We start from the raw sequence: 26,630 nt of genomic DNA on the forward strand, positions 1-26,630 counted from the left end.
TGAAAAAGCGCCGGTAGAATTACACGGCGCTTGCGTATCAAAATATAGTTAGTATAGGTCTGACCTCTATGCCAGCAGCATCCGGTCGTTGCCTAGAGCCTTGCCGCTGGCCTTTTCAAACATGGCCAGCAGGTCGGGTACCCGGGTTTTTTCCCTTTGGGGGCCGTCGATATCAAGGAGAATTCTGCCCTCGTGCAGCATCAAGGTTCTGGTGCCGAAAGAAAGCGCCTGTTCCATATTATGGGTGACCATCATGGTTGTCAGCTTATTCTCTTCCACTATTGTCCTGGTAAGCTGCAAGACTTTTGTAGCGGTTTTGGGATCCAGGGCTGCCGTATGCTCATCGAGTAGTAACAAGCGCGGCATGGCAATGGTGGCCATAAGCAGGGTCAGGGCCTGACGCTGCCCTCCGGATAACAAGCCCACCTTGGTGGACAGGCGGTTTTCCAGTCCAAGACCCAATAACTCCAGCCGCTCCCGGAAAAGTTCGCGCTCCTTGCGGGTAACCCCCCGGCGCAGCTTTTTGGACCGGCCCCGCCTCAATGCCAGGACCAAGTTTTCCTCGATGGTCATGGATGCCGCGGTTCCCAGCATGGGATCCTGAAAGACCCGGCCGATGCTTCCCGCCCGGGTATGCTCCTGCTGGCAGTGAATTTCTTTACCGTCCAGCACGATCCGGCCCCGGTCCACCGGGTAAACTCCGGCGATGCAATTAAGCAGGGTGGATTTCCCGGCCCCGTTGCCCCCAATTATGGTTACCACTTCGCCGGGTTTCAAATGCAGGGTTATTTCCTGCAGAGCCACACGTTCATTTACCCCTCCCGGGTTGAAGGTTTTACTGATAGTCTCAACAGCCAGCATTCTTTTCACCTTTCTCCCGTGCGCCGCGGCCGGCCACAAATTCCTTAATTACAGGCGATGACAGGGCCAGGGTCACAATGATTGCCGTAAAAAGTTTCAGGTCGGTTGGGGCAACCAACTCCAGCTGCAGTACTATGGCGATAACCAGCCGGTAAATAATTGATCCCATGACCACGGCCACCAGGGCCCTAAGCAGGGTGAGGTTGCCAATTAGAACCTCACCAATAATCACCGAAGCCAGGCCTACTATAATCATGCCTATGCCCATGCCGACATCGGCAAACCCCTGCTTCTGGGCAATCAGGGCGCCGGAAAAGGCAATCAGGGTGTTGCTCAGACTAAGGCCGATCATTTTCATAGTGTTGGTGTTTACGCCCAGACTGCGAATCATCTGCTCGTTGTCTCCGGTGGCCCGCAAAGCCAGGCCCACCTCCGTTTCCAAGAACAGGTAAAGGAGCAAAATAACAACAGCCGTTGCGGTCAGGCCCAGGATCAGCACGCTAAAATATTCACTTATCCCCCAACTGATAATATCCGTATAAATGGTATCCATCCTTAGCAGGGAGATCATTGACTTGCCCATAATCCTGAGGTTAATGGAGTACAGGGCAATCATGGAAAGAATCCCCGCCAGCAGCGGCGTAATACGCAGTTGGGTATGCAGAAAACCGGTAACCAGGCCGGCCAGCGCCCCGCCCACCAATGCCAGGGCGGTACCCAGCCAGGGGTCGTAGCCAATGATAATCGTATGGGCGGCTATTGCCGCCCCCAAGGTAAAACTGCCGTCAACGGTCAAATCCGGGAAATCCAAAATGCGAAAGGTGAGGTACACCCCCAAAACCATGATACCCCAGAGTAAACCCAGTTCCAAAACCCCTACAAAAATACTTGCCGACATTCCTTCCTCCGTATAAACTTCTTTTCTTTATTCAATAACGCGAACTGCTTTAGTCTTAACCTCGTCTGAAACGGTGACGCCCATTCTTTCGGCGGCTTGCAGGTTAATTACGATATTACTATCCTTTTGCGATTCCACCGCGATATCCTGCGGTTTTTCACCGTTTAATACTCTCAAGGCTATTTCAGCAGTTTGGCTCCCGAGCTTATAATAATCCAGACCGATGGTTGCCAGCGCTCCCTGTTCGACTGAATTGCTTTCGCCGGCAATCACGGGAATCTTATTTTCCTCCGCCACCTGGAGTACCGCTGCCAGGGAGGATATAACCATGTTATCGGTGGGCAGGTAAATGGCGTCAACTTTTCCCACCAGGGACTGAGCCGCCTGCATTACCTCGCTGCTGGCGGTAACGGTGGCCTCCTGCAGCTCGATGCCCAGTTTGGGAGCGGCCTCCCGGGCGATTTTTACCTGCACATCGGAGTTAATTTCGCTGGAATTATAAATAATGCCCACGTTTTTGACATCCGGCACAAAGTCCTTGATCAGTTCCAGCTGTTTCTCCACCGGGTTCATATCAGTGGTACCGGTGACGTTTGTGCCCGGTTTTTCCAGGCTGTTTACCAGCTTGGCTGCCACCGGGTCCGTGACCGCGGTAATCAGTATGGGTATTTCCTTGGTTTCATTGGCCATGGCCATGGCCGAAGGGGTGGCTATAGCCAGCACCAGGTCTTTTTTGTCCTGGGCGAACTTGTTGGCGATGGACTGCAGGGTGGGCTGGTCCCCCTGGGCATTTTGATAATCAACTACTAAATTTTTACCGTCCTCGTAGCCGTTCTTGGCCAGGGTATCCAAAAAACCCTGCCTGGCGGCGTCAAGCGCCGGGTGTTCGGCGATCTGGATAATGCCCAGCTGCACCTGCTTGTCCCCCTGCTGTTCTGAGCTTTCTGATTTTCCTCCGCCTCCGCACCCCGTGAGGGTTACAAACAGGCCGAGAATCATCAGTCCCAAAAGTATTCTTTTCAAAACCGCACCTCCTATAAATTGCATTAATTTATAGACGGCACAGCACGTTTTGCCGGTTTATGCAGTGCAGAAACTAATTAAATATATATTACAGGTTACAATCCGTGCCATGCTGCCGTCCTGCTTCTCTTATGCTAACCCAGCATCATCATTCTGTCAATTATCATAGTTTACGTGCGACAAGGGAACGGCGTGCGACAGGGGTACGGTTCTTAAAGGGCGCAATCGGGACATAAGATATTATTCGAATGCTATAATGGGAATCACAACTAAAAGAAAGGGAAAGTGATTCTAACACCTGGCGTCCGCCCGTGGTCATTCAATACAGCATTACACAAACGACCATTACGCCCGGTGCAATCAAAGTTTAATTACAATCGGGTATTGATTTTATGCTATATTCTTGTATAATTAATATAAAAGTGGGTTTTAAGCAGCTTCTCTTAACGTGCTTTTCATACTTCATGCTTAGACCTTGCCGTACATGTGATAAGTGTATAATTAATCAAGTATAAAAAAACCAAATACCTTGGTAATAATGGCGTTTCCATATCTAAGATTAGTAAGGTGATGATGCCTCATACCGGCCTGCAACGGTCGGCTTGAGGCTTTTTGTTTTTTATACCGGACGAAAGGAGGACGCTTTATCTAAACTCCGCTTTCATTTTAAATTTACAAATGTAATTTAAATCCACCGGCATCGCCGACGCCAGTTTCTGGGGGCCTGAAGCCGAGTTCTTTGGTTAATTCAAAGCCTCCCGTTTCAATTAATCGGGGGGCTTAAACTTTTGGTTTTTGGGGTTTTACCGTCCACCACGCCCAGGCAGCCCTCTTTGGAAGCCTTGGCAACATTTTTTGCAGGCATTTAAATGCTCCTTTCGATTGAGTTAAATGAATTATAACAGATTACCTGGCATTAATGCGAAATACCCGGTGTTCTTGGTCCAGAGCACCGGGTATCAAACAACTTACAGGTTCGCTGCCTATAGAGCGGCGTCTCCCTTTTCACCGGTACGAATGCGGATAGCGTCCTCAATCTTGGTAATAAAGATTTTTCCGTCTCCAATCTCACCGGTTCTGGCCGCCTTGGTAATCACGTCAATAACTCCTTCAATATCTTTGTCTGTGAGTACGATTTCTACTTTTACCTTGGGCAGCAGGTTGATGCTGTATTCCGTGCCGCGGTATACTTCCTTTCTTCCTTTCTGCAACCCGCAACCCATGACCTGCGATACCGTCATGCCGTGGATTCCAAACTTGGACAGGCCGTCCTTGATGTCCTCCAGAACACCAGGCCTGACGATAGCTTCTATTTTAACCATGTTCAGCATCCTTTCCTTATGAGTTGTAAATATATTACCACAATTTTATTAAACCGAGTAAGCTTTTTCGCTGTGTTCGATAACGTCAAGACCCATTGCCTCGGCTTCGCCGTTAACGCGCAGCGCGGTAATTGCACCAACAACCTTAAGGATTACAAACGTCGCCACGGAAGCCAGCACGATTGTGGCACCTACACCGACAGCCTGAATGCCAAACTGAGCAGGGTTGCCGTAGAATAGGCCTTCAGAGCCCGCTTCAACCGATAACAACCCGGTAGCCAGGGCGCCCCAGATGCCGCCAATACCGTGAATACCGAACACGTCGAGAGAATCATCGTAACCCAGTTTAACCTTAAGCGTACTTACCGCGAAGTAGCAGAGCGCACCGGCAACGAGACCAATAACCAGCGACCCCATGGGAGTAACAAAAGCACAGGCCGGAGTGATGGCCACCAGGCCGGCGATAGCACCGGAGGCCGCGCCCAGCATGGTGGGCTTGCCGTGCCGCAGCCATTCAGCCAGCACCCAGGAGATTACCGCGGCGCCGGTGGCAATCTGAGTGTTCACGAATACAGCGGCTGCTACTCCATCTGCTGCGAGTTCGCTGCCCGCGTTGAAACCGAACCAGCCAAACCACAGCATAGCGGCGCCTAACACGACATAGGGAACGTTATGGGGAACCATGGGCTCGGTGCCGTAACCTTTCCTTTTACCCAGCACCAAGGCTGCCACCAGAGCCGAAATACCGGATGAGATGTGCACCACGGTGCCGCCGGCGAAGTCCAGGGCGCCCAGTTCGCCCAGCCAGCCGCCGCCCCAGACCCAGTGACAAATGGGGTCATAAACCAGGGTAGCCCAAAGGACCAGAAACAACATGTAGGCCGGAAAACGCATCCGTTCCACCATGGCGCCGGTAATCAGCGCCGGGGTCAGGATGGCGAACATCATTTGGAATACCATGAACAGTAAGTGCGGAATAGTGCCATTGGGTTCCATGCCGACACCGCTAAGACCAAAGTAACTAAGGTCGCCGATAATTTTGTTGATATCGGGGCCGAATGAAAGACTGTAGCCCCAAAGTACCCACTGGATAGTAATGACGCCCAGGCAAATAAAGGACATCATCATGGTGTTGAGCACGTTTTTCTGGCGCACCATGCCGCCGTAAAACAGGGCCAGGCCGGGCACCATCAGGAACACCAGTGCCGTTGAAACGATAATCCACGCAGTATCACCGGTATCTATTCCTTCCTCTGCTGCAAAAGCAAACACGGGAAATATAAATATCATGATTAGTGCAAGTGATGCAATTACACCCAACCTTTTTTTCATAATTTAAACCTCCCACGCAAATTCAAGTTACCATTTTGTAAATCGCTTCTTTTGAAACCAACCGTTTATCCGACCCCTACCCGGCATGTATCATTCACTCACCTGCCGGGTAATCCTTATGTTTACCTTTCAATAAGGCTCCACCTCCCCTTAAGAATAAATAAAGGCACTTCACCAGGGCATCAATGCCCTGAATAAAGCGCCTTCGCTTTTTTACATAAAAAAGGGGCTTCCGGTATAATATCAACCGAAAAGGCCCCTCTGCCTGCCGTCCAACGTTGGACAATTATTAAATTAAAAACAAAAACACCTTTTGAGGCATATTTGTTAAACCTCAAAAGGCATCGTTGCCATATCTATACTGCACTGTATAAAATCTTAAAGGAATTATACATTGGGTGATTACAAATTGTCAATAGCTAATTTATTAATTTTAATTTGTTTTTGTATTAAAAAAATAAACCGCCTAAACAAAATGACATACTACCGTACATTGGGTTGGCAAGTTTTCTCCCCACCGGCTCGACTCGCCCGTGAAATTATCATATAATTTTATTAACGTAGGGTTCGCTTAGTTATATTGGTTAAGCGTTCTGTCTTATTGCCATTATCAAATAACGGGGTGAAGAAATGTATATAGCGCTGGCCCAGATTAACCCGGTAGTGGGAGATTTGCATTACAATACGGAAAAGATCCTCACCTATACGGAAAAGGCCAAGTCGGCCGGAGCCGAGCTGGTGGTGTTTCCCGAACTCACTCTGACCGGTTATCCGCCCAGGGATTTGCTGTTCTGCAACAAGTTTCTGGACGCGGTGGAAGCCGGGGTGGAAAAACTGCTGCCCGCCAGCCGGGATATCGGGATCCTGATCGGCGCCCCCTGCCGGGACGCCGGTAAACTGTATAACGCGGCACTGCTGCTTCACGGCGGCAAGGTTACCGGCAAGCAGTACAAGAGCCTGATCCCTTTCTACGACGTTTTTGATGAACAAAGGTATTTCACCCCGGCCAGGGAAAGGAACTGTATCGACTTCAAGGGTATTAAACTGGGAGTTACGGTTTGCGAAGACATATGGAACGACAAGGATTACTGGAACCAGCGCCGTTATGATCTAGACCCGGTTGAAGAACAGGTGCAGAAGGGGGCGCAGCTGATCGTCAACCTGTCCGCATCCCCCTACAGCTACGGCAAGCACCGCCTGCGCTGCGACATGCTGGGCAAAGCCGCCGCCAAGCACGGGGTTGGGATTATCTATGTCAACCAGGTGGGTGGAAACGATCACCTGTTGTTTGACGGGTCAAGTTGCGCGGTAACCCGTAACGGCACAGTATGCCTGCAGTTGGAGAACTTTGCCGAGGACTTCGCCTTCATTGATACCCGAACCCTGCAGGAAAAAACCTCAGACAGTTGCAGCGTGGAAGATATAAGCTGGATATATAAGGCCCTGGTAATAGGTACCCGTGATTACCTGCACAAAAACGGTTTCCACAGAGCTGCTGTGGGCCTCAGTGGAGGAATCGATTCATCGATAACCGCAGCCGTGGCGGCGGATGCCTTGGGACCGGACAACGTAATCGGCGTATCCATGCCGTCCCGCTATTCATCTCAGGGCAGCAAGAACGACGCCCGGGACCTGGCCCGCAACCTGGGCATCGAGTACCGGGTGGTACCCATTGAGAACATGTTCAACGCTTACGTACAGGTACTGAATCCCGACGGAACACCTCTTGTGGACCTGGCGGAGGAAAACGTGCAGGCACGTATCAGGGGTAACATATTAATGTACATTTCCAACCGGGAAGGCCCTATGGTACTGGCCACCGGCAACAAGTCGGAAATGGCCATGGGTTACAGCACCCTTTACGGTGACATGTCCGGCGGACTGGCCGTGCTGGCGGACGTGCCCAAGGTAATTGTTTATGAATTGGCTGAGTACATTAACCGGGAGCGGGAGATCATCCCCCGCAGCGTGATTACCAAGCCGCCTTCCGCCGAACTGCGGCCCGGACAAAAAGACGAGGACAGCCTGCCTCCCTATGAAATACTCGACGCCATTCTGAAAGCTTACATTGAGGAAATAAAGTCCATTGATGAAATAGTATCCCTGGGCTATGACAGGGACCTGGTGGTGGACATCGCCCGCCGGGTGGACAGGGCCGAGTACAAGCGGCAGCAGGCGCCCCCCGGGCTGCGGGTAACTTCCCGCGCCTTTGGCCCCGGCCGCCGCATGCCCATAGCCCACCGCTGGCACCTGGAATAGTGAAGGTCAGACAAGCCCCCACCTAACCATAATAAAGAAAGACCCTGCTCCCAAAAGCAGGGTCTTTCTTTAACAACTATTAAGCTTTAATTGATTTAGACAGCTCAATCAGGGTAATAATTTTCACTTAATCTTTGTGTGGTTACACCTGTTCCGGCTCACTCACAGGCTCCCGCACCGACGGCACCAACGGCTTGCTTCGGGGCTCAACCGGACCGCCATAAACTCATTCCTGCCTGTGCCCGGCACGGGTATATCGGTTATGGCTCTCGCGAACGTCCTGCTTGTGCCAAGAATGGGTATTCGCTCGTCCGGTTTCGCACCTCGCTGCGCCGGTGCCGTTACCGGCGCTCCCGCAAATTGCTGCCCGGGACAGGTATAACCACGAGGCTTCTCTTCCTCTACCGTTGCCGCATTAGCGGTAAGGGCGTCTATCCTATTTGAGATATGTCCCCTTTCATTTTTGGGGACATTCATGTCCCCAAAGGAATACCCCAGCTTCAGCAGGTGTGTCCCCATTCCTTTATATCGCCGCCTCGCCCCGCTCGCCGGTCCTCACCCGGACGGCGTCCAGAATTGTAATACGAATTTAAACTTAAAAATACCGGCATCTTCACCGGCGTCTTACCAATCTCAACTTTAATATAACATTTATCAATATTTATTAATCACTATAATTTATACTTTAGAAGTAAAAATTATTACAATTTTTAACCTCCATTGGCGGCAGAAACGCCGGATACCTCAAGCGACTTCTTGGAGTATTTCTGCAGTTTACGCACTACCGTTGGCTGGCTCACGCCCAGAATATTAGCCGCCTTATAGGTACTGCCGTATATATCAACTGCATTTTTTATCAACTCAAATTCAAGCTCGGCCACGGCCTCTTTAAGCGGTTTAAAGCTATCGGTTCCCTTGTTGCCTATACTCTTTAAGATATACGACGGCAAGTGCTTGGGCAGGATTAATTTGTTTTCTACGGTGACGACCAACCTTTCCACCAGGTTGACCAGTTCCCGGACATTTTCCGGCCACTCGTAATCCACCAGCAGTTCCACCGCCCTGACGGAAAACCTCTTATTTGTGCTATATTTTTCATTAAACAGCTGTGTATACCGCTGCAGCAACAGTGGGATGTCATCACTGCGCTTGTGTAGCGGCGGGATTGCTATGGTCGTTTTTTCCAACTCTTTACTCAAGTCACGAAGAAATTTACCGTTATTAACTAATTTTTTAAGGTTTTTTTCCGAGGCTGCAATAACCCGCACATCTACCTTGACCGGTATTACACCCCCAACCCTGGTGAACTGTCCTTCCTGCACCACCGCCAACACTTTTTTCTGTAGATCTGTGGGTATGTCTGCCACTTCCGTGATGAATAGCGTGCCTCTGTCGGCCATTTCAAACAGCCCGGTCTGAGAGACTACCCCCGATTGTTCCCGACCGAACAGTATAGACTCCAGCATGCCGGGCGGGATGGCCCGACAATTGGCGTTTATAAAAGAGCCTTCCCGGCCGCCCGATATATGGGTAATTCTAGCCACCATCTCTTTTCCCACACCGGCCCTGCCAAACAACAGAACACTGGATTTAAGCCGGGCTACCCTATGCACGGCGTCCAGCACATCCCGCATGACCTTACTGTTGGCCACCAGATGGTCCGCGCCCAGTTGATAGGTATGGAGTTCATTAATCTCGCTGTTAAGCCTCTCCGTGGTTAAACGGGCTTGTTCCAGCTTGCTTTTCAGTTCGTTCAGTTCGTTTGGTTCACGCAACCTCATAACCACGCCGGTAATGTTTTCTTCATCGTCAAATATCGGGTAACCCGTGACTATAGCCTTTACACCGCCTGCAAAGCTTTGCTCGGCGATAACCGGTTCTTTCTTTTTTAACACCTCAAAGGCAACGCAGCTGTCTGTTATGCCATCTTGCACCAGACTATATATGTTTTTGCCCAGCAAGGAGTCCGGGTTGAGACCGGTTATTCTTTCCACCGCCCTATTGACGCGTACGGTCATGCACGCACCGTCCGTGATCCAGATTCCATCACAAAAGGAATCCAGGACTGCATCCAGCTCGCGGTTTACTTGTTGCACGCTCGCCAGTCTCTGTGCCAGGCAAACAAATAAATTAATCATATCCTGCAAGGTTATACCCTCCCGATTACCTCATTAAACAAAAAGAGCCGCCGGATACTACACCGGTTGCGGCTCCAATGCCCATATAGTCCAGCGTCGGACCAATATGTTGTCAAATGCTGCAGATAACCTTAGTCTAAAACATAAAACGCCTCACAGGTAATACATAACCTCAAGGCGCCTTCGCCGTAAACACAACTTTGTATTTATTATGTTTAATTTATATATCATTTTAAATTAATTGTCAATGATTAATCCAATGCATATTTTATATATATTTTTGCATTATCGCCATATGTTGCGTTTTGTCTTATTATCTCTTAAACTTAAACCATCGAAATCTGTTCCGGCGCGAAACCGGCCCGGCCCCCGGTACAGGAGGCCAGGCCGGAATGACGGTTTCAGACGTTCTGCTTGACGTATTTTAACAGGCCACCGGCCATCAGGATATCGATTTGCCGCCCGGAAAGGGTGTGCTTTACAGGGTATACTTTACCGCTCCGGGTGTTGCGCACCCGCACAGTGTTGGCGGCCAGGTTTTCCCGCAGGCCCTCGATTACCAGCCGGTCGCCCTGCCGAATATCGTCGTAGTCGGCTTCGTTGGCGAACACCAGCGGCAGCAGGCCGAAATTGACCAGGTTCTGCATGTGGATACGGGCGAATGACTTGGCCAGCACCGCCTTAATCCCAAGGAACAGCGGAGCCAGGGCGGCGTGCTCCCGGCTGGAGCCCTGCCCGTAGTTCAGGCCGCCCACCACGATACCGCCGGCAACCAGAGCCCGTTCGGCGAAGGTGGGGTCCACCCGGCTGAAGACGTGCATGGAGATGGCCGGGATGTTGGAGCGCAGGGCCAGTATTTTAGCCCCCGCCGGCATGATATGGTCGGTGGTGATGTTGTCACCCACTTTGAGCAGCACTTCGCCTTCGATTTGTTCAGCTAGCGGGGCGGCCACGGGCAGGGGCTTGATATTGGGGCCCATCACCAGCGGCAGGTCCGCGCCGGGCTCCGGCGGCGGGATGATCATCCGGTCGTCCACCGGAAACCGCTCCGGCATGGAAACCTGAACAGGTTCGCCCAGGTCACGCGGGTCGGTAATTACACCGGCCAGGGCCGAGGCCGCCGCCGTCTCGCAGCTGACCAGGTAAATCTCAGCGTCGGCGGTGCCGCTGCGCCCCTCGAAGTTGCGGTTGGAGGTGCGCAGGGATATCCCGCCGGATGGGGGCGACTGTCCCACGCCCACGCAGGGGCCGCAGGCGCATTCCAGGATCCTGGCCCCGGCGCCCACCAGGTCGGCCAGCGCACCGTTGGATGCCAGGGCGGTCAGCACCTGCCGGGAACCGGGGGCGATCACCAGGCTAACCCCGGGATGCACAATTTTACCTTTAAGGATGGCGGCCACTTTCATTAAGTCGGTGTACGAGGAATTGGTGCAGCTACCGATGAACACCTGGTTCACCCGGCGGCCCGCCACCTCGGATACTTTTACCACGTTATCAGGCATATGCGGCAGGGCGATCAGGGGTTCCAGCGCGCTTAAGTCAATGTCCACCACTTCGTCATATTCCGCGCCGGGATCGGGCAGCAGTTTCACGAAATCCTGCTCCCGGCCCTGGGCGGCCAGAAACCGCCTGGTGACCTCATCGCTGGGGAAAACTGACGTTGTGGCCCCCAGTTCGGCCCCCATGTTGGTGATAGTGGCCCGCTCCGGTACGCTGAGGTATGCGATCCCCTCGCCGGTGTACTCCATCACCTTGCCCAAGCCGCCCTTAACGGAAAGGCGCCGCAGCACTTCTAAAATGATGTCCTTGGCGGCCACCCAGGGGGCCGGCCTGCCGTGCAGCCGGATGTTCACCACTCCCGGCATTTTAACATAAAAGGGGTACCCAGCCATGGCGGTGGCCACGTCCAGCCCGCCGGCGCCGATGGCCAGCATGCCCAGCCCGCCGCAGGTGGGGGTGTGGCTGTCCGAGCCCAGCAAGGTTTTGCCCGGCTTGCCGAAGCGTTCCAGGTGTACCTGGTGGCAGATCCCGTTTCCCATACGGGAAAAGTAAACTCCGAATCTGGCGGCGGCGCTTTGCAGGAAGCGGTGGTCGTCGGCGTTCTCAAAGCCCACCTGCAGGGTATTATGGTCCACGTAGCTGACCGAAAGCTCGGTCCTGACGCGCGGCAGCCCGATGGCCTCGAACTCCAGGTAGGCCATGGTGCCCGTGGCGTCCTGGGTAAGGGTCTGGTCTATCCTGACGGCAATCTCCTCTCCCGGTATCATGTTGCCCTCCACCAGGTGGGAGGATAAGATTTTCTGGGTAATATTCATAATTTATGCAGTTACTCCTTTCCTGGCATATTGCTGTCCGGTTCGGCGACTCCGATGCCGGTAATGGCTTGCAGGCATTCCCGGCAGGCGCTTTTCAGGTGCCTGACGGTCAGCTCTTTGGCCCGGGATACGTCCATCTGGTCGATGGACCGCAGTATTTCCTCGTGGTCTTTTAAAGCATCAACTTTACGCGAAGGCTTGGACAGGGTGGCTTTTCTGAACCTGGCGATGTATTCCTGGTAATTGTTAATCAGGCTCACCAGCCTTGGCATCCGGGAAGCCCGCAGCAGCAAATCGTTGAAAAGCCGGGACGTCTGCAGCAGTTCCTCATCGTCACCCACTTCGATAAGCACCTTCATCCTTTCGATCAGCTTGTATAGCTTTTGCTTTTCGCCTTCGGTGATGTTCTCCACCACGAACGAAATGGCCATGGTCTCCAGGGCCTCGCGGATGGCATAGATCTCGATGATGTCCTCGGCGGTGATGCCGCGCACCAGCACCCCCTTGCGCGGGTAATGTTTGATCAGGCCTTCCATCTCCAACCTCCGGAAAGCCTCGCGGACAGGCGTCCGGCTAACCCGCAGCTTTTCGGCCAGCTCTTTTTCCACTATGCGCTCGCCGTGCCTGAACACGCCCTCGAAAATAGCCTGCCTGAGGGTTTCGTAAACCATATCCCGCACCGTCCGCGCTTCGGCGGCGTTAAATTTCTCTATAAACTTTTCCATGCTATCACCCCCCGTGCCCCGGGATGTATCGCGGTATACTTTACTGACAATTTAGTTTCGCCAAGAAGCCGGGCAAAACCTTTCACCCGCAAGTTTTTTTTCAAAAACATAACGGACCGGCTCCCCACCCCCGATACAGTCTGATGGACTGCAGCGTGTTAACGGAACAAGCATGGATCCTTTCCTGCATATTAACCCAATTGAGACACAGCGAATTAGCCGCTCCCGTTAAGGGGACACCTCCGTTTAAGGAAAGGGGACCGGGACAGGGGACGGTTCTTTGTCTTAGTTATATATACTTTGAGAACCGTATCTTGTTTAAAAACCGTAAAAAAGCCCACGGTTGATTAGGAAATTCTCCCGGCAACCGCAGGCTGTATTTTATTTCAGTTCCTCTTTGATTAACTTTTTAATTGCAACTAAAAACATCATTGGGAGATTAATGTTTTTCAACAACATCACCCGGGATTTAAATGCATGTTCATAATTATAAACGATTGATCTTCTTAACTGCACTGCTTAAAGAGAAGTCTTTTAATAAAATTTCTGAAGCCGGAGCCGGATTTGGCCGGCTCTGTTTTATTCTTGCCCAGGATGGCGGCCAGATCCTCATCTGGAGTGGTGATGGGCTTGATGTCGAAGTTTTTAACCAGCACATCCAGCACATTGGGCGTCACGAAGGCCGGCAGGCTCGGGCCCAGACGGATATTCTTGATGCCCAGGTGCAAAAGCGTGAGCAGGATGGCCACCGCCTTTTGCTCGTACCAGGAAAGCACCAGGGAGAGCGGCAGGTCGTTTACGCTGCAATTGAAAGCCTTGGATAGCGCCACGGCAATCTGGATGGCCGAGTAGGCGTCGTTGCACTGGCCAATGTCCAACAGCCGAGGGATGCCGCCGATGTCGCCCAGCTTTTTATCAAAGAAGCGGAACTTGCCGCAGGCCAGGGTCAGAACAACTGTATCCTTGGGCGTCTTCTCCACAAACTCGGTGTAGTAATTTCGGCCTGTTTTAGCGCCGTCGCAGCCGGCCACGAGGAAGAAGTGCTTGATGGCGCCGCTCTTCACCGCGTCAATGACCTTGTCAGCCACGCTCATGAGGGCATTCCGGGCGAAGCCCACCATCACGCTGCCCATGTCTTCATCAGAAGGGAAGCCGGGCATTTCCAGGGCCTTTTCAATAACCGGGCCGAAGTCGCCGTTCTTGACGTGCCTGACACCGGGCCAGCCCACCAGGCCGGTGGTAAAGATGTTGCCGGCGTAAGACTGCTGGGGTTCCTGAATGCAGTTGGTGGTCATAAGGATGGCGCCAGGGAACTCGGCAAACTCCTTCCTCTGGTTCTGCCAGGCGGTGCCGAAGTGACCGTAGAAGTGTTTGTACTTCTTTAGCTCCGGGTAGCCGTGTGTCGGGAGCATCTCGCCGTGAGTGTAAACGTAGATTCCTTTGCCCTCGGTCTGCTTGAGGAGTTCTTCCAGATCTTTGAGGTCGTGGCCGGAAATCAGGATGCACTTGCCCTTCTTGTGACCAAGGGGAACCTCGGTGGGTACCGGGTGGCCATAGGCGCCGGTGTTAGCGGCATCCAGGAGTTCCATGGTCCGGAGGTTGACCTCGCCACACTTGAGCGCCAGGCCCACCCAGTCGTTCAAAGACAAGTTCTTGTTGGTCAGTGCGGCCATTCCCTCATGGATGAAGGCATAGACTCTATCGTCCTCCTGGCCCAGGATCCTGGCGTGGTCGGCGTAGGCCGCAATGCCCTTGATGCCGTATACGGTAATCTGCTGGAGGGACTGGATGTCAGTGTCGGCGTCGTGGTCGTTCACCATACCTACAGCCTCACCTTGTTTCATCAGGCCCTTCAGATCAGCAGCGGGTTGGAAGACTGCACTCGGGTCGGAGAAATCGATATTTCCGCCTGCCTTTGCTACTTTTTCTTTCAGTGCTTCCCTGAGTTCGACGCAGCGATTGATTAGCAACTGGAAGCGGGCCGGGTCGAAATCCACGTTGGTGAGGGTGGAGAACACGGCTTCAACAGTAAATATATTAACTTCAGCATCGACCACGCCGGCCTTACGTCCTTCGCAGGCATAGAGGGACAATCCCTTTACGGCATGGAGCAGGAGATCCTGCAGGGCCGATACTTCGGGCTTCTTGCCACAGACACCCATGACAGTGCAGCCCACTCCTTTGGCGGTTTGTTCACACTGATTGCAAAACATTACAGGAATGCTCGTATAAAATTAACTTTGCTCCAATTTGAGAGCCCCAAGCCCAATAATTCCAGGAGTTGAGAATCTCAAATAAAAAAGTATTTACAAGTTATGGGTTTTCCAGCATAATCCTCTGGTGGGATAGGATAAGTACAAACTTTCCTTGTTGCGCCTTTTAGGGTGGGGCAGGGAACGGTTCTTTGTCTTAGCTATACTTTCAGAACCGTATTCTTATTTATTCCCAGTAATCCGGCAATTTGTCGGATTGAAAGATTTGATTTTTCCTTCAATTCCTTAATAATCTCATTTCTTATTTCATAGTTCGCCCTGACATTTAGCATTCCCCAATGTAGTCCTTTTCCCTTTAAATATGTGTCAACAAACTCCCTGGCATCCTTTTCACAGAGAATGGTTTTGTTTTTTTCTTCCTCTTCACATTCAATAAACGTGTCATTGTTCAATTGGTTCATGTATTCTACGAAAAGTTCTACAGCCTTGCCTTTTTCGGAAGAAAACATCTCCAGCACCATATTCTTTTCTATTATATCGTCTTCAAGGCTGCCCCTGCCTGTATAAGAGCCGTAACTGCTCCATTTATAATGCCGTGGTGCCTTTACCATGCCTGCTTTGACAGGGTTGTTATGTATATAGCGTATCGCAGCAAGAAGGTAGCTTTCATTTTCTATTGCCTCACTCTTAAACCTATCCTGGAATACATGTCCCACACGCTGGTATTTTTTGTTATAGTAATAGGCATAGCTGGTATTTATCCTTTTCATTATATTCGCCAGTCGGTCGTTTTCTACTTTTAAAAGCAAATGTGCATGGTTATCCATAATACACAACGCATATACCGTAAATTCTCCATTCCTCATCTTCTCCTTCAAGATATCACAAAATCTTTGCTTGTCTTCTTCATCCAGGAAAATATCCTTCCGCTCATTCCCTCTGATCATAATATGATATATCCCACTTTCGCTAAGCTTTCTAACCTGCCTTGGCATATTTTTTCACCACTTTTTTTACATAATTATACCATAACAAGAAAAATGGGACAAGGAACCGTCCCCTGTCTCATTTTTAAACCTGAAAACTGGGGAAGTGGTCTCAGTTACTGATGAAGAGTTCAGGGCCGTAGAGAACGATGAACCGTTTGGGAATTTTCCTGCATGGCAACAGGAAAGTTTAAAAACAGCCCGAAAAATACTGAAAGAAGATTATTTTATTCAGTTACCCTCGAAATTTAACATTCATGAATGTTACATAATGGAAAAATTTTTGCTTGTCAATTGAAGATGATCGTCTCAGTAATATTATGTATAGTTCAATAAAAGGAAGCGGCGCTTTTAGAAGGTTTAAAGATAATATACACAGATATCAAATTGCAAAGAATTGGTACAAGTATCGGGATGAAGCAATAAAACGAATCGCCATTGAATGGTGCGAGGGAAATGGAATTAGATACAAGTGAACATTCTGTATATATTTATGAAAGCCATTCTTAACCTCAAAGCTAATATTTTTGCGTAAGATGCGCTGGAGGTAATTTTATGAGAACGGGTCCGGCTTTAGATGAAGCTTTGTCCAGGCACTTTCATTTTGAACGCTTCCGCCCGGGGCAAAAAGAGGTGATTGAAGCGGCCCTGGCCGGGGATGATGTACTGGCGGTTATGCCCACCGGCAGCGGGAAATCCCTTTGCTACCAGCTTCCGGCCCTGTTGCTTCCCGGCCTTACCCTGGTGATTTCTCCCCTGGTGGCTTTGATGAAGGACCAGGTGGACAACCTGCATAAAAAGGATTTCTCTCAGGCCACCACGCTCAACAGCCAGCTTAATCCGGAAGAGTACCGGCTGAGGATGCGCGGTATCCGCAGCGGCGAGTATAAACTTGTTTACGTTGCGCCGGAGCGGTTACGTAACAGGTATTTTAACGAATTGATCAATGAACTGGGTGTGGATCTGCTGGTGGTAGACGAAGCCCACTGTATCTCCCAGTGGGGTCACGATTTCCGGCCGGACTACCTCTGGATCAGGGATTTTTATGAACAACTTCCGCGGCGTCCGCGGATCATGGCCCTCACTGCCACGGCCACGCCGGCTGTCCAGCGGGACATCTTGAAGCAGCTGGGTATTCCCGGCGCCAGAAAGGTGGCGGCAAGCAGCGACCGGCCCAACCTGTATATTTCCGCCCAAAGGGTTGACGGCGAGAGGGAGAAACAGGCGGCACTGCGAGAGTTCCTCGACGGGCAACGGGGCAGCGGCATTATATACGCCGTCACCAGGAAAGAGAGCGAGGCAGTGGCCGTCTGGGTAAGAGAATCTTTGGGGATTCCCACGGGTTGCTACCATGCCGGTCTGGCTCCCAACGAGCGCGCCGGGGTGCAGGAGGCTTTCATCAGGGAAGAAATCAGGGTGGTTGTGGCCACCAACGCCTTCGGAATGGGTATCGACAAGGCCAATATTCGCTTTGTGGTCCATTACAGCCTGCCGGCCTCCCTGGAGGCCTATTACCAGGAGATCGGCAGGGCCGGGCGGGACGGCTTGCCGGCCCGGTGCCAGCTGCTGTTTTCTTTAAAAGACAAGAGGCTGCAGGAATGGATCATTGACAACGATGCCGTCACCCGCGATGATCTGGCTCTTTTCTGGCGGGCCTGCGCCAGGCATGCGGACGGCGGGAGGTCTGCCGTACCGCTGGTTGAACTGGAGCGGGCCGGCCTGGGCGAAACCAAGCTGCGACTGGTTGTAAGCATGCTTGAGCGGCTGCAGGCTGTCAGATTGTCCGACCGGGACGAAGAATACCTTTATGTGGAACCGGGGAAGCGCCCGGCGCCCGGGGCGGTGCAGGCCGCCCTGCAGGAGGTGGAAAACCGGCTGGCCCACCGCAAGAATAAGCTCTCTGCCGTGGTGAACTGGGCCAATACCACCCGCTGCAGAAGAGCAATGCTGCTGGAGTATTTTGGAGAAGAACCGGAAGGCAGGGCGGAGCCTTGCTGTGACAACTGCCTGGCTGCTGCGACAGGCGATCTGGAGTTTTCAAAAGAGCCGCTGGTGGTGCTGGCCTGTGTGGCGGAGCTGCAGCGGGGGGTGGGCCGCAAGAAACTGGCGGACATTCTCCGGGGCGCCGTGTCCGCTAACATGTCTGCCTTTGGGTATGACAGCCTGATCTACTACCGCAGCCTGGTGGGCAAAAGCGGAAAAGCGATCCTGGCAGTGATCGACCGGCTCCTGGCGGACGGCTACCTTGCCTTAAAGGGCGCGGAGTATCCAGTGGTGGTTTTGACTGCGCAAGGCAGGAAAACATTGAAGAAGGGTGAGCCCCTGCCGGTAATGATTAACAAAAACAAGGTGGAAGTAAAAAAATCAGCCGACCGGCTTGTAAAGGCTGATGCAAAAATAAGTGCATCGGCACCGGATGAGAGGGAGCTGCTGTCTGCGCTGAAAGAATTTCGCAGCAGCCTGGCCAGGCAAGAGCAAAAGCCGGCTTATATTTTCTTCCACGACAGCGTGCTCATGGAAATAGCCAGGGTCCGGCCTCGTACCCTGGCAGAACTACGGGATATAAAGGGGCTGGGAGAGAAAAAGGTTTCTGCCTATGGAAAAGAAATCCTGTCCATTATTGAGAGTTTTCCTAATAACTTGTTATAAAACAGGTGTTTTTTGACACCAGGAAAGTTTGTTCAAAAAAAAAATGTCCACTTGATGCTCAATTAGATTTTACGCAAAGATAAGCTTTGTTGCAGTATCCCGGCTGGTATACATTTTCTATTATGAAACCGGCTCTGGTAAGCATGCCCTCCATTACCCAGTCCAGAGTCTATTCCAGCAAGCCCCTCCTTTACTTTTTACTTCAAACCCGTCAAGCTCTCCTGTTTCAGCATCCCAAAGTTCGGTAACATCAGCATCAGTAACCGAACCATGTCTTGTTGTATATTCAGGGTATTTAGTTCTGACTACCCAGATTATACGCTCAGTAGCTTATTTTGTTTTCCTAATCCTGCCGGTTGAAGGCCAGGGCGCCCGTTCCAACGAACAGCAAAGCCATGGCTGCCACCACCAGCAGGTCCAGGCCCAGGGAAAATTGGACCAGAAAATCACGCAAGGGTGTGTCGCCGTACATGATGTTTCGCAACGCATCCACCCCGTAGGTCAGCGGATCAAGGCGCATCAGCGTTTCCATCCAGGGAGCCACCCCCCGCAGCGGAAACATGGCGCCGCTCAAGAAAAACAGGGGCATGATTAAAAAGTTCATGATCATCTGGAATCCTTCCATAGTTTCCATACGGGAAGCAATGGTAATACCCAGGGAAGTGATGGCAAAGGCCATGACCAGCAGCACCCCCATTAATTTTAGAACCATAAGCGGAGAGAGGGCTACCCCAATCAGCGGGGCCAGCAGTATAAATATGGTCCCCTGCATGACGGCCACGGTGCTGCCCCCCAGCGCTTTGCCCACGGCCACGGTCCAGCGGGGCACCGGCGCCACCAGCACTTCTTTCAGGAAACCGAATTCCCGGTCCCACACGATGGAGATGGCCGAGTAAATGGAAGTAAAGAGCACCGCCATACCGAGGATCCCAGGGTACATGAACTGCACGTAGCTAAATCCCGGTGGCGCATCGGGAACCTTAAAAGTGGCCGCCAGCCCGTTACCCACTATCAGCAGGTACAACAGCGGCTGGCCCAGCATACCCACTATCCGGGTTTTTTCCCGGAAAAACCGGATCACTTCCCGCAGCCAGATGATGTATATACCACGTAAATATCTCAACGCCTGCGCCCCCTTCTAAACACCCGTATACGGTCCACCGCGGAAACGCTTTCTTCCCGGATCTCCCGGCCGGTCAATTTGAGAAAGACATCGTCCAGAGAAGGTTTATGCAGGGTGACGGACTTGATGTCTTCCCCCATTTCTCTGACCAGCAGGGGTATAAACGCCTCGCCCTGTTCCACTTCCACCCGCAAAATATTCCCCTGCCCGGCTGCCCGCAATCCGAACCGCTCCGCAAGGCGATCCGCCATTTCCCCGGCACGGGTAGTTAAGATGGTGATTATGTCGCCCCCCACCAGCTTTTTTAAATTGGCGGGGGTATCCATGGCCACTATTTCGCCATGATCTATAATGGCGATGCGATGGCAGTTTTCCGCTTCCTCCATATAATGGGTGGTCATAAAAATGGTAATGTTCTCCCGTTGTCGCAGGGCATGGATATATTCCCATATTTTGCTTCTGGTCTGGGGGTCCAGCCCCACGGTGGGCTCATCCAGAAAGAGCACCTGCGGGTAATGCAAAAAGCCCCGGGCAATTTCCAGACGCCGTTTCATCCCGCCCGAAAAATACTTGACCGGATCGTTTAACCGGTCGGTCAACTCCACCATTTCCACCATTTCCTGCATCCGGCGTTTGAATACGCGGCTTTCCACGTTATAAAGCATAGCGTGAAAGAACAGATTTTCCCGGGCGGTGAGCCGCTCATCCAGGGAAGGGTCCTGAAAAACAAGCCCGATAGAACGGCGCACCCGGTCCTGCTGGCGCACCACATCGTAACCGTTTATCAGTGCCCGGCCCGCGGTGGGCTTGAGCAAGGTGGCCAGCATTTTAATGGTGGTAGATTTGCCGGCGCCGTTGGGCCCCAGAAATCCAAAGACTTCACCCCGGGCCACCTGGAAACTGACGCCCCGCACCGCAGTCAAGTCTTTAAACTTGCGCACCAGGTTTTCCACCTGGATTACTGCATCACTCATCAAATCACCTCAAAACAATTCTCCCTCTACTAAAATACACAATCCAGGCTATTATTTCCATACCATACGCCCAAAAATAATGGGTGTCCGGCAGGACACCCATGCTGACAAAGAATTTACAGTTTAAAAATTTTCCGCCCAGCGCACCAGAGGCAGTTCGAATTTATCCGCCAGAAAACGGTAACTGGGCCTGACCCTGACGGTGTAGCCGTACGTCCCCTGACATAACGGCAACCTGCCTGCATAGCGGTATAGCCCATCCCCCACCCGTTCTTTAAGCTCCATGACTATCGTATTCAGATCACTGAGGTATGGCCCCCGGTCATTGCCGAAAGCGATTTCCACCACCACTTCCTCCGGGGAGATGGGCCCCAACTTCACCACCGATTCCACCGTCAATTCCTCGCCGGCCTGCATGTCCCACCGACCGTTGGTCTCGGTGCGCTCCACCTTGACATGGTGCCAATTTTCCTGCATAAACCGTTTGAACCGGCAGGCGCGCTCGGCCTCGGAAAAATTTGATTCCATGAAAGCAATTCCCCGGTTAATGGCCGGTATATACAATTTTTCCGTGTATTCTTTCAGCATACGGGCGGAACTAAAGCGAGGGATGATCGTGCGTAACGCATTGCGGATTATGTTGATCCACCGGAAGGGAAGCCCGTCCCGGCGTTCATAATACAGCGGTATGACCTTTTCCTCCAGAACCTTGTATAGGTAATAGCTGTCGTCCAAGTCCTGATCTTCTTCATTCAAGTGCAGATTACCCGGGTGACCGATGGCAAACCCGTTTTGTCCGTTGTAGGCCTCGGGCCACCATCCGTCCAGCACGCTACAGTGCAACACCCCGTTCATGGCCGCTTTCATGCCGCTGGTGCCGCTGGCTTCCATGGGCCAGCGGGGGTTGTTCAGCCAAATGTCCACACCGTGCACCAGGTGGCGTGCGGCATTGATATCAAAGTTTTCCAGGAAAACTATCTTGCCCCTGAAAGGTTCCTCCCGGGAATAATCCAGAATTTTTTTGATTAATTCCTGGCCGGCCCGGTCATTGGGATGCGCCTTGCCGGCAAAAATAATTTGCACCGGCCTGTCCAAGTTGTTCAGCATGGCCGCCAGCCTGTCCGGGTCGCTGAAAAGCAAGGTCGCCCTCTTGTAGGTGGCAAACCGCCGGGCAAAACCAATGGTAAGGGCGTGGGGCAGCATAATGTCATCGGCTTCCATGATCAGCCCTTCCGGTTCATGGTTGCGCCGCCGCCTTTCCTTTACCTTTTCCCTGACGTATTTGATAGCCCTATCCTTCAGGATCCTGTGCGTATCCCAAATTTCCCGGTCCGGGATTTCGTCGACCCGCTGCCACATGGCTTCATCGGTGACCTGTTCCACCCAGCCGGCGCCCAGGTACCTGCTAAAAACATTTTTCCACTCCTCGGCAATCCAGGACCTGGTATGGACCCCGTTGGTCACCGAAGTTACGGGCACCTCCTCTACAGGAATCCCCGGGTAAAAGCGGTGAAACATCTGGCGGGTCACTTCCCCGTGCAGCTTGCTCACACCGTTGCAAAAAGCAGCCATGCGCATGGCCAAAAGGGTCATGTTGAACTCGTTATTCTCCGCATCCCAGCCCAGGTCCATGAAGGCATCGCAGTCCAGACCCGTATCCCGGCACAGCCCCTTTAAATATTTTTCCGCCAGGTGCCGGTCAAAAACATCATGGCCGGCCGGCACAGGGGTATGGGTGGTGAATATGGTATTGGCCCGGATGGCCTCCCTGGCCGTGGCGGCGGAAATACCCTCGCTGACCATTTCCCGCAGCCTTTCCAGGTTTAAAAAGGCGGCGTGCCCCTCATTGATATGCCAGACAAAGGGCGTGATCCCCAGCGCCCGCAGCGCCCTGACACCACCCACCCCCAGCAGCATTTCCTGGGTGATACGCATTTCCCGCCCGCCGCCGTACAGCCGTCCGGTGATTTTCCTGTCCTCTTCCATATTCAGGGGCAAGTCTGTATCCAGTAAAATCAACCGCGATAACCCCACTTTGATCTCCCAGAGCCGGGCAAAAACATTGCGCCCCGGCAGTTCCAGCGATACGGTGGTATCCAGGCCGCTGGCCCCCACCACCGGCGTCATGGGCAACTCATTAAAATTAATATCCGGGTAATAGGCTTCCTGCCAGCCCGAACGGTTGATGCGCTGGTAAAAATAACCATGCTTGTACAGGAGCCCCACTCCCACGAAGGGCATACCCAGGTCGCTGGCCGACTTGGTATGATCGCCGGCCAGCACGCCCAGCCCGCCGGAATAAATAGGACATGATTCATGCAACCCGAATTCGGCGGAAAAATAAGCAATCACCTTATCCCTGTGCTGGGGGTACTTTTGCTGAAACCATTTTTCTTGGCTCATGTAGCAATCATATTCAGCCATAACGGCATCATATTTTTGCAAAAACTCCCCGTCTGCCGCCGCCCGCTCCAAATCCGCCTGGCGCACCTGCAGCAGAAATTTAACCGGATTGTGTTCCACCCGCTCCCAAAGCTGGTGATTTATTTCTTTGAACAATTCCCGAGCCGGGTTATGCCAGCTGAACCACAGGTTGTAAGACAGCTCCCGCAGGCGGCTGATCCGTTCAGGCAGTGGCGGGTTAACTGAAACAGTGCGAAAATAAAACATATAGTACCCTCCGTTATCTCTTTTAGGCTATTTTATTTTATCCTCTTGACGAGACAACAATGCACCCAAGAATAAAAAGGGGACTGGCTCCTTTTTCGTTTTTTGAAAAAGGTGCCTGTCCCCTTTTTATTCTTGCTTTTTCGTTTTTTGAAAAAGGTGCCTGTTGAAAAAGGTGCCTGTCCCCTTTTTGCGCACACTTTCCATAACAATAAAAAACCCGGCAACGGGTAAAAGACCGCCAACCGGGTAACCGGCGATTTTTATTTAAGCCCAGGCGCTGTTTGACCGTCTGGCCTGATAACAATCTTTGCAATAAACCGGTCTGGTGCCGTTTGGTTTGAAGGGTACGCTGGTCATGGCACCGCATTCATCGCAGACCACTTCATACATTTGTCTTTCCCTGGAACCGCCGGCGCGCATATTGTTTTGCTGGCGACGCGCCTTGCGGCATTGGGGGCAACGGGCGGGTGCGTTCTCAAAGCCTTTTTCAAAAAAGAACTCTTGCTCACCGGCCGTAAAGGTAAATTCCTCACCGCAGTCCTTGCATACCAAGTTCTTGTCCGTAAAAACCATTAGCTTATCCAATGTCCTCCTTATGAATTATTCTACCCTATGGAACCTTTGACTGATGATTCACCCCTTCATAAGAAAGACAGGGAAGCACCCGCAAACAATTCCACGAGTAATTACACTATTATAATATGAAATATTTTTTGAAAATACAATAACCCGTTAAAATTTTTTACACCCGCCTGGCGCGCAAAATGGTAGCCCATTTCTTTTGCCTGTTTCCGTTACCGTCGCACTCATCCTGCACCCGGTCCGCCGCCGCTGCAACCTCCACCCCCGGCGGCAGCATTTCCACGACGCAGGCGCTATCGAACCGCTGTTGCTCCCTTTCCAGGCGGTTTCGCAATTCATGGACGGTTTTTTCCAGTCGTTCCACGCGCTCCCAGGTGCTTTTTTTCTTTTCCGCTTCCACCAGGCAGGCCAGATCCCGCATCCGACTGCGCAGTTTAAAATTGTCGGCGCTCAGGCGCTCAATTTCACCGGCCATTTCCAGATACTTTTCGTTGCTGAACAGGGCATTTTCCAACTGTTCGATGCGTTCCCGGTAAATGCTGTTGGTTCTGCTCAAAGCCTCGTTTTCCACCATGTTGGCCCGCAGCTTTTCCTCCATTTCCTGGTCCTTGATCCCATTCACCAGCCGGTAGGTCAGCAGTGAGCCCACCGATGCGCCTGCACCTAACCAGGTTAAAATCACCACACCCTCGATCAGCACAGCCTTACCCTCCATTTTTGTTTTTATATTTTACTTATTCCAGCTTAAAATGGATTTTCCTTCCATGAAATTAAAAAATTTCATTCATCCAATATAGATAATCCAGCATATTGAATAGTGTATACAAATTTACCTAAACAAGCAGGAAAGGGTAAACCAATGCAGAATTTGATTATTAATTAATATAACATCGAGGTGAAATGCAGTGAACTTTTCCCGACAACCTGTAACAACCGGAAAAATCATTAACAACCCCGGCCATCAGGAATTGAAAAAACTGGCGCAGGGGAATAAAACTACCGTTTATAACAGCGCCAGCTTCATTTCCGACGTGCGCAACCGCAGCGCCAAAAAAACCTACATCGTCGAGGACGGGGTTCCCCTGGGTGTGGACCAGCAGGGCATTCCCGTTCAGGACGCCATTAAAATAGCCAACGAGGTGCATGAGTACCTGAAGCAGCAAGAGGTCATCCGCCTGGACCGGCGCATGGGCCTGCACCCTGATTTCAGCCTGCACTGCCGCCTTTACATAACCTCCCGGTACGCCCGGATTCCCCTGAAGTGGAACTTGATGTTGTTCCCACCCGTCAACCCCGAAGCCGAGCCCGACTTGGTCAGCATCTACGTGCCGGAATGGCCGGAGCGCATCATTTTCTGCCATCCTTTGGCCGGCGTTACCTATATCCTGGGTACGGATTATTTCGGGGAGGCCAAAAAATCCTTCCTGCGCATGGCCATGTTTCGCGCCAAGCAGGCGGGCGGCCTGGGCTTTCACGCCGGCAGCAAGGTTTTACGGGTACAGAACGGGGCCGGGGAACTAAAGGACGTGGGATTCCTCCTTTTCGGTCTGAGCGGTACCGGCAAAACCACCCTGACCATGCACGACCACAACCTGGCAAAGCCGGAGAAGGCCATTATCCGGCAGGACGACGTGGTGATGATGACTCCACAGGGCTACTGTTACGGTACGGAAAACGGCTTTTATATCAAAACCGAGGGCCTGGACGAATCGCAAAGGGTGCTTTATCACGCAGCCCGGAGCCCGGAGGCTGTTTTTGAGAACGTTATGGTCCGCGACGACGGCACCATTGATTTTGATAACAGCGAACTTACCTCCAACGGACGCGGGGTCATCCGCCGGGAAGACGTGGAGGGCGTGGACAACAACATTGACCTGGAAAAAGCCCACCGCCTGATTTTCATCACCCGGAACGACAAAATCATCCCCCCCGTGGCCAAACTGAACCCGGCCCAGGCAGCGGCGTTTTTCATGCTGGGCGAGTCCATTGAAACTTCGGCCGGCGACCCCGCCAAAGCCGGGCAGGCCAAGCGTGAAGTGGGCACCAACCCGTTCATCGTGGGGCCGGAAGAAGAGGAAGGCAACCGCCTGCTGGAAATATTACAGGCCAACCCGGACATCGAGTGTTACTTGCTCAACACGGGCAGCGTAGGTGTGGGCGGCAGCCGACCGGGGGTGAAAATAAGCATCGGCGCCTCCACCACTGTTTTAAAACATATCGCCAAAGGTGATATTGAGTGGAAAACCGATCCCGACTGGGGTTACCAGGTACCGGCGGCCATCCCGGAAATGGACATTTCCGTTTACGAGCCGGCATCCTATTACAGCGAGGATGAGTACCGGGACATGGTAGAAAACCTGCGGGCGGAAAGAAAACAGTGGCTGGCCAAATACCCCGGCCTGAAGCCCGAAATCGCCCGGACTATAGATAAGGCGCAGGTTTCAGATTAATTAACGGGATCCGGACTTTATACTACAAAGCCCTTGATATCGCATTCTTGTGCGATCAAGGGCTTTGTTGCTAAATAACCCCATGGCCCATCCGGTCTGGGATCATTCCC

Annotated in this window: 19 protein-coding genes and 1 pseudogene; 4 read left to right on the plus strand and 16 right to left on the minus strand. The window is 52.1% G+C overall.

Annotated elements, in window-relative coordinates:
• Positions 1–66: 66 nt before the first annotated feature.
• The 5 genes from BM299_RS00625 to BM299_RS00645 form a co-directional block, all read right to left on the minus strand.
• The gene (locus tag BM299_RS00625) at positions 67–861 is read right to left on the minus strand and encodes an ABC transporter ATP-binding protein (protein ID WP_092481525.1); all 795 of its coding nucleotides are present in this window, start codon (positions 859–861) and stop codon (positions 67–69) included.
• Positions 848–1,759, minus strand: a complete 912-nt coding sequence (locus BM299_RS00630; protein WP_092481526.1) for an ABC transporter permease — start codon at positions 1,757–1,759, stop codon at positions 848–850. The genes BM299_RS00625 and BM299_RS00630 overlap by 14 nt, the downstream gene beginning before the upstream one ends.
• A 27-nt stretch (positions 1,760–1,786) precedes the next feature.
• Entirely contained in the window at positions 1,787–2,782 is a 996-nt protein-coding gene (locus BM299_RS00635; RefSeq protein WP_092481527.1) for an ABC transporter substrate-binding protein, read from the minus strand.
• A gap of 983 nt (positions 2,783–3,765) precedes the next feature.
• Positions 3,766–4,104: a P-II family nitrogen regulator gene (locus BM299_RS00640; RefSeq protein ID WP_092481528.1), complete on the minus strand. Its 339-nt coding sequence runs from the start codon at positions 4,102–4,104 to the stop codon at positions 3,766–3,768.
• Between the two features lie 48 nt (positions 4,105–4,152).
• On the minus strand, positions 4,153–5,436 hold the full coding sequence (locus BM299_RS00645; protein ID WP_092481529.1) for an ammonium transporter: 1,284 nt from the start codon (positions 5,434–5,436) through the stop codon (positions 4,153–4,155).
• A 630-nt stretch (positions 5,437–6,066) separates the two neighbouring features.
• Between BM299_RS00645 and BM299_RS00650 the strand changes: the two genes are divergently transcribed.
• Positions 6,067–7,695 carry an NAD+ synthase gene (locus BM299_RS00650; protein WP_092481530.1) on the plus strand — a complete coding sequence of 543 codons (1,629 nt, stop codon included), beginning with the start codon at positions 6,067–6,069 and terminating at the stop codon, positions 7,693–7,695.
• Positions 7,696–7,857: 162 nt separating this feature from the next.
• On the opposite strand, the gene BM299_RS00655 is transcribed toward BM299_RS00650, so the two are convergent.
• From BM299_RS00655 to BM299_RS00680, 6 genes and pseudogenes are all read right to left on the minus strand, one after another.
• Positions 7,858–8,214: a hypothetical protein gene (locus tag BM299_RS00655; protein ID WP_092481531.1), complete on the minus strand. Its 357-nt coding sequence runs from the start codon at positions 8,212–8,214 to the stop codon at positions 7,858–7,860.
• A gap of 191 nt (positions 8,215–8,405) precedes the next feature.
• Entirely contained in the window at positions 8,406–9,833 is a 1,428-nt protein-coding gene (locus BM299_RS00660) for a sigma-54 interaction domain-containing protein (protein ID WP_245779596.1), read from the minus strand.
• 401 nt (positions 9,834–10,234) lie between these two features.
• A complete protein-coding gene (locus tag BM299_RS00665; protein WP_092481533.1) occupies positions 10,235–12,148 on the minus strand; it encodes an aconitate hydratase in 1,914 nt (637 codons plus the stop codon).
• An 11-nt stretch (positions 12,149–12,159) separates the two neighbouring features.
• Positions 12,160–12,873, minus strand: a complete 714-nt coding sequence (locus BM299_RS00670) for a GntR family transcriptional regulator (RefSeq protein ID WP_092481534.1) — start codon at positions 12,871–12,873, stop codon at positions 12,160–12,162.
• A gap of 584 nt (positions 12,874–13,457) precedes the next feature.
• Positions 13,458–15,086: pseudogene (gene hcp / locus BM299_RS00675) on the minus strand (hydroxylamine reductase); the annotation flags it as partial.
• Between the two features lie 200 nt (positions 15,087–15,286).
• Positions 15,287–16,081, minus strand: coding sequence for an REP-associated tyrosine transposase (locus BM299_RS00680; RefSeq protein WP_092481536.1), 795 nt, complete (start codon positions 16,079–16,081; stop codon positions 15,287–15,289).
• A 311-nt stretch (positions 16,082–16,392) separates the two neighbouring features.
• Here BM299_RS00680 and BM299_RS20365 point away from each other — a divergent pair, with 311 nt between their 5' ends.
• Both BM299_RS20365 and BM299_RS00690 read left to right on the plus strand, forming a co-directional pair.
• Positions 16,393–16,548 carry a hypothetical protein gene (locus BM299_RS20365; RefSeq protein ID WP_425429451.1) on the plus strand — a complete coding sequence of 52 codons (156 nt, stop codon included), beginning with the start codon at positions 16,393–16,395 and terminating at the stop codon, positions 16,546–16,548.
• Between the two features lie 79 nt (positions 16,549–16,627).
• Positions 16,628–18,721 carry a RecQ family ATP-dependent DNA helicase gene (locus tag BM299_RS00690; protein WP_092481538.1) on the plus strand — a complete coding sequence of 698 codons (2,094 nt, stop codon included), beginning with the start codon at positions 16,628–16,630 and terminating at the stop codon, positions 18,719–18,721.
• Between the two features lie 343 nt (positions 18,722–19,064).
• On the opposite strand, the gene BM299_RS00695 is transcribed toward BM299_RS00690, so the two are convergent.
• The 5 genes from BM299_RS00695 to BM299_RS00715 form a co-directional block, all read right to left on the minus strand.
• Positions 19,065–19,844 (minus strand): ABC transporter permease, encoded by a 780-nt coding sequence (locus tag BM299_RS00695; protein WP_092481539.1) that lies wholly within the window; start codon positions 19,842–19,844, stop codon positions 19,065–19,067.
• Complete coding sequence (locus BM299_RS00700; protein WP_092481540.1) at positions 19,841–20,818, minus strand: ATP-binding cassette domain-containing protein; 978 nt, start codon at positions 20,816–20,818, stop codon at positions 19,841–19,843. The genes BM299_RS00695 and BM299_RS00700 overlap by 4 nt, the downstream gene beginning before the upstream one ends.
• 123 nt (positions 20,819–20,941) lie before the next feature.
• Entirely contained in the window at positions 20,942–23,488 is a 2,547-nt protein-coding gene (gene glgP, locus BM299_RS00705) for an alpha-glucan family phosphorylase (protein ID WP_092481541.1), read from the minus strand.
• Between the two features lie 264 nt (positions 23,489–23,752).
• Positions 23,753–24,061 (minus strand): zinc-ribbon domain containing protein, encoded by a 309-nt coding sequence (locus tag BM299_RS00710; RefSeq protein WP_092481672.1) that lies wholly within the window; start codon positions 24,059–24,061, stop codon positions 23,753–23,755.
• A 169-nt stretch (positions 24,062–24,230) separates the two neighbouring features.
• Entirely contained in the window at positions 24,231–24,770 is a 540-nt protein-coding gene (locus BM299_RS00715; protein WP_092481542.1) for a hypothetical protein, read from the minus strand.
• Between the two features lie 205 nt (positions 24,771–24,975).
• On the opposite strand from BM299_RS00715, the gene BM299_RS00720 reads away from it, so the two are divergent.
• Positions 24,976–26,520 carry a phosphoenolpyruvate carboxykinase (ATP) gene (locus BM299_RS00720; protein ID WP_092481543.1) on the plus strand — a complete coding sequence of 515 codons (1,545 nt, stop codon included), beginning with the start codon at positions 24,976–24,978 and terminating at the stop codon, positions 26,518–26,520.
• The last annotated feature ends 110 nt before the right edge of the window (positions 26,521–26,630 follow it).

The organism is Desulfoscipio geothermicus DSM 3669 (genome assembly GCF_900115975.1).
GTDB classification, from domain to species: Bacteria; Bacillota; Desulfotomaculia; order Desulfotomaculales; family Desulfallaceae; genus Desulfoscipio; species Desulfoscipio geothermicus.

Bases quoted from the DNA above. Each gene is read 5' to 3' on its own strand.
- BM299_RS00625 (WP_092481525.1), bottom strand. From the start codon at position 861: ATGCTGGCTGTTGAGACTATCAGTAAAACCTTCAACCCGGGAGGGGTA.
- BM299_RS00630 (WP_092481526.1), bottom strand. From the start codon at position 1,759: ATGTCGGCAAGTATTTTTGTAGGGGTTTTGGAACTGGGTTTACTCTGG.
- BM299_RS00640 (WP_092481528.1), bottom strand. From the start codon at position 4,104: ATGGTTAAAATAGAAGCTATCGTCAGGCCTGGTGTTCTGGAGGACATC.
- BM299_RS00645 (WP_092481529.1), bottom strand. From the start codon at position 5,436: ATGAAAAAAAGGTTGGGTGTAATTGCATCACTTGCACTAATCATGATA.
- BM299_RS00650 (WP_092481530.1), top strand. From the start codon at position 6,067: ATGTATATAGCGCTGGCCCAGATTAACCCGGTAGTGGGAGATTTGCAT.
- BM299_RS00655 (WP_092481531.1), bottom strand. From the start codon at position 8,214: ATGGGGACACACCTGCTGAAGCTGGGGTATTCCTTTGGGGACATGAAT.
- BM299_RS00660 (WP_245779596.1), bottom strand. From the start codon at position 9,833: ATGATTAATTTATTTGTTTGCCTGGCACAGAGACTGGCGAGCGTGCAA.
- BM299_RS00665 (WP_092481533.1), bottom strand. From the start codon at position 12,148: ATGAATATTACCCAGAAAATCTTATCCTCCCACCTGGTGGAGGGCAAC.
- BM299_RS00670 (WP_092481534.1), bottom strand. From the start codon at position 12,873: ATGGAAAAGTTTATAGAGAAATTTAACGCCGCCGAAGCGCGGACGGTG.
- BM299_RS00680 (WP_092481536.1), bottom strand. From the start codon at position 16,081: ATGCCAAGGCAGGTTAGAAAGCTTAGCGAAAGTGGGATATATCATATT.
- BM299_RS20365 (WP_425429451.1), top strand. From the start codon at position 16,393: ATGTATAGTTCAATAAAAGGAAGCGGCGCTTTTAGAAGGTTTAAAGAT.
- BM299_RS00690 (WP_092481538.1), top strand. From the start codon at position 16,628: ATGAGAACGGGTCCGGCTTTAGATGAAGCTTTGTCCAGGCACTTTCAT.
- BM299_RS00700 (WP_092481540.1), bottom strand. From the start codon at position 20,818: ATGAGTGATGCAGTAATCCAGGTGGAAAACCTGGTGCGCAAGTTTAAA.
- glgP (WP_092481541.1), bottom strand. From the start codon at position 23,488: ATGTTTTATTTTCGCACTGTTTCAGTTAACCCGCCACTGCCTGAACGG.
- BM299_RS00710 (WP_092481672.1), bottom strand. From the start codon at position 24,061: ATGGTTTTTACGGACAAGAACTTGGTATGCAAGGACTGCGGTGAGGAA.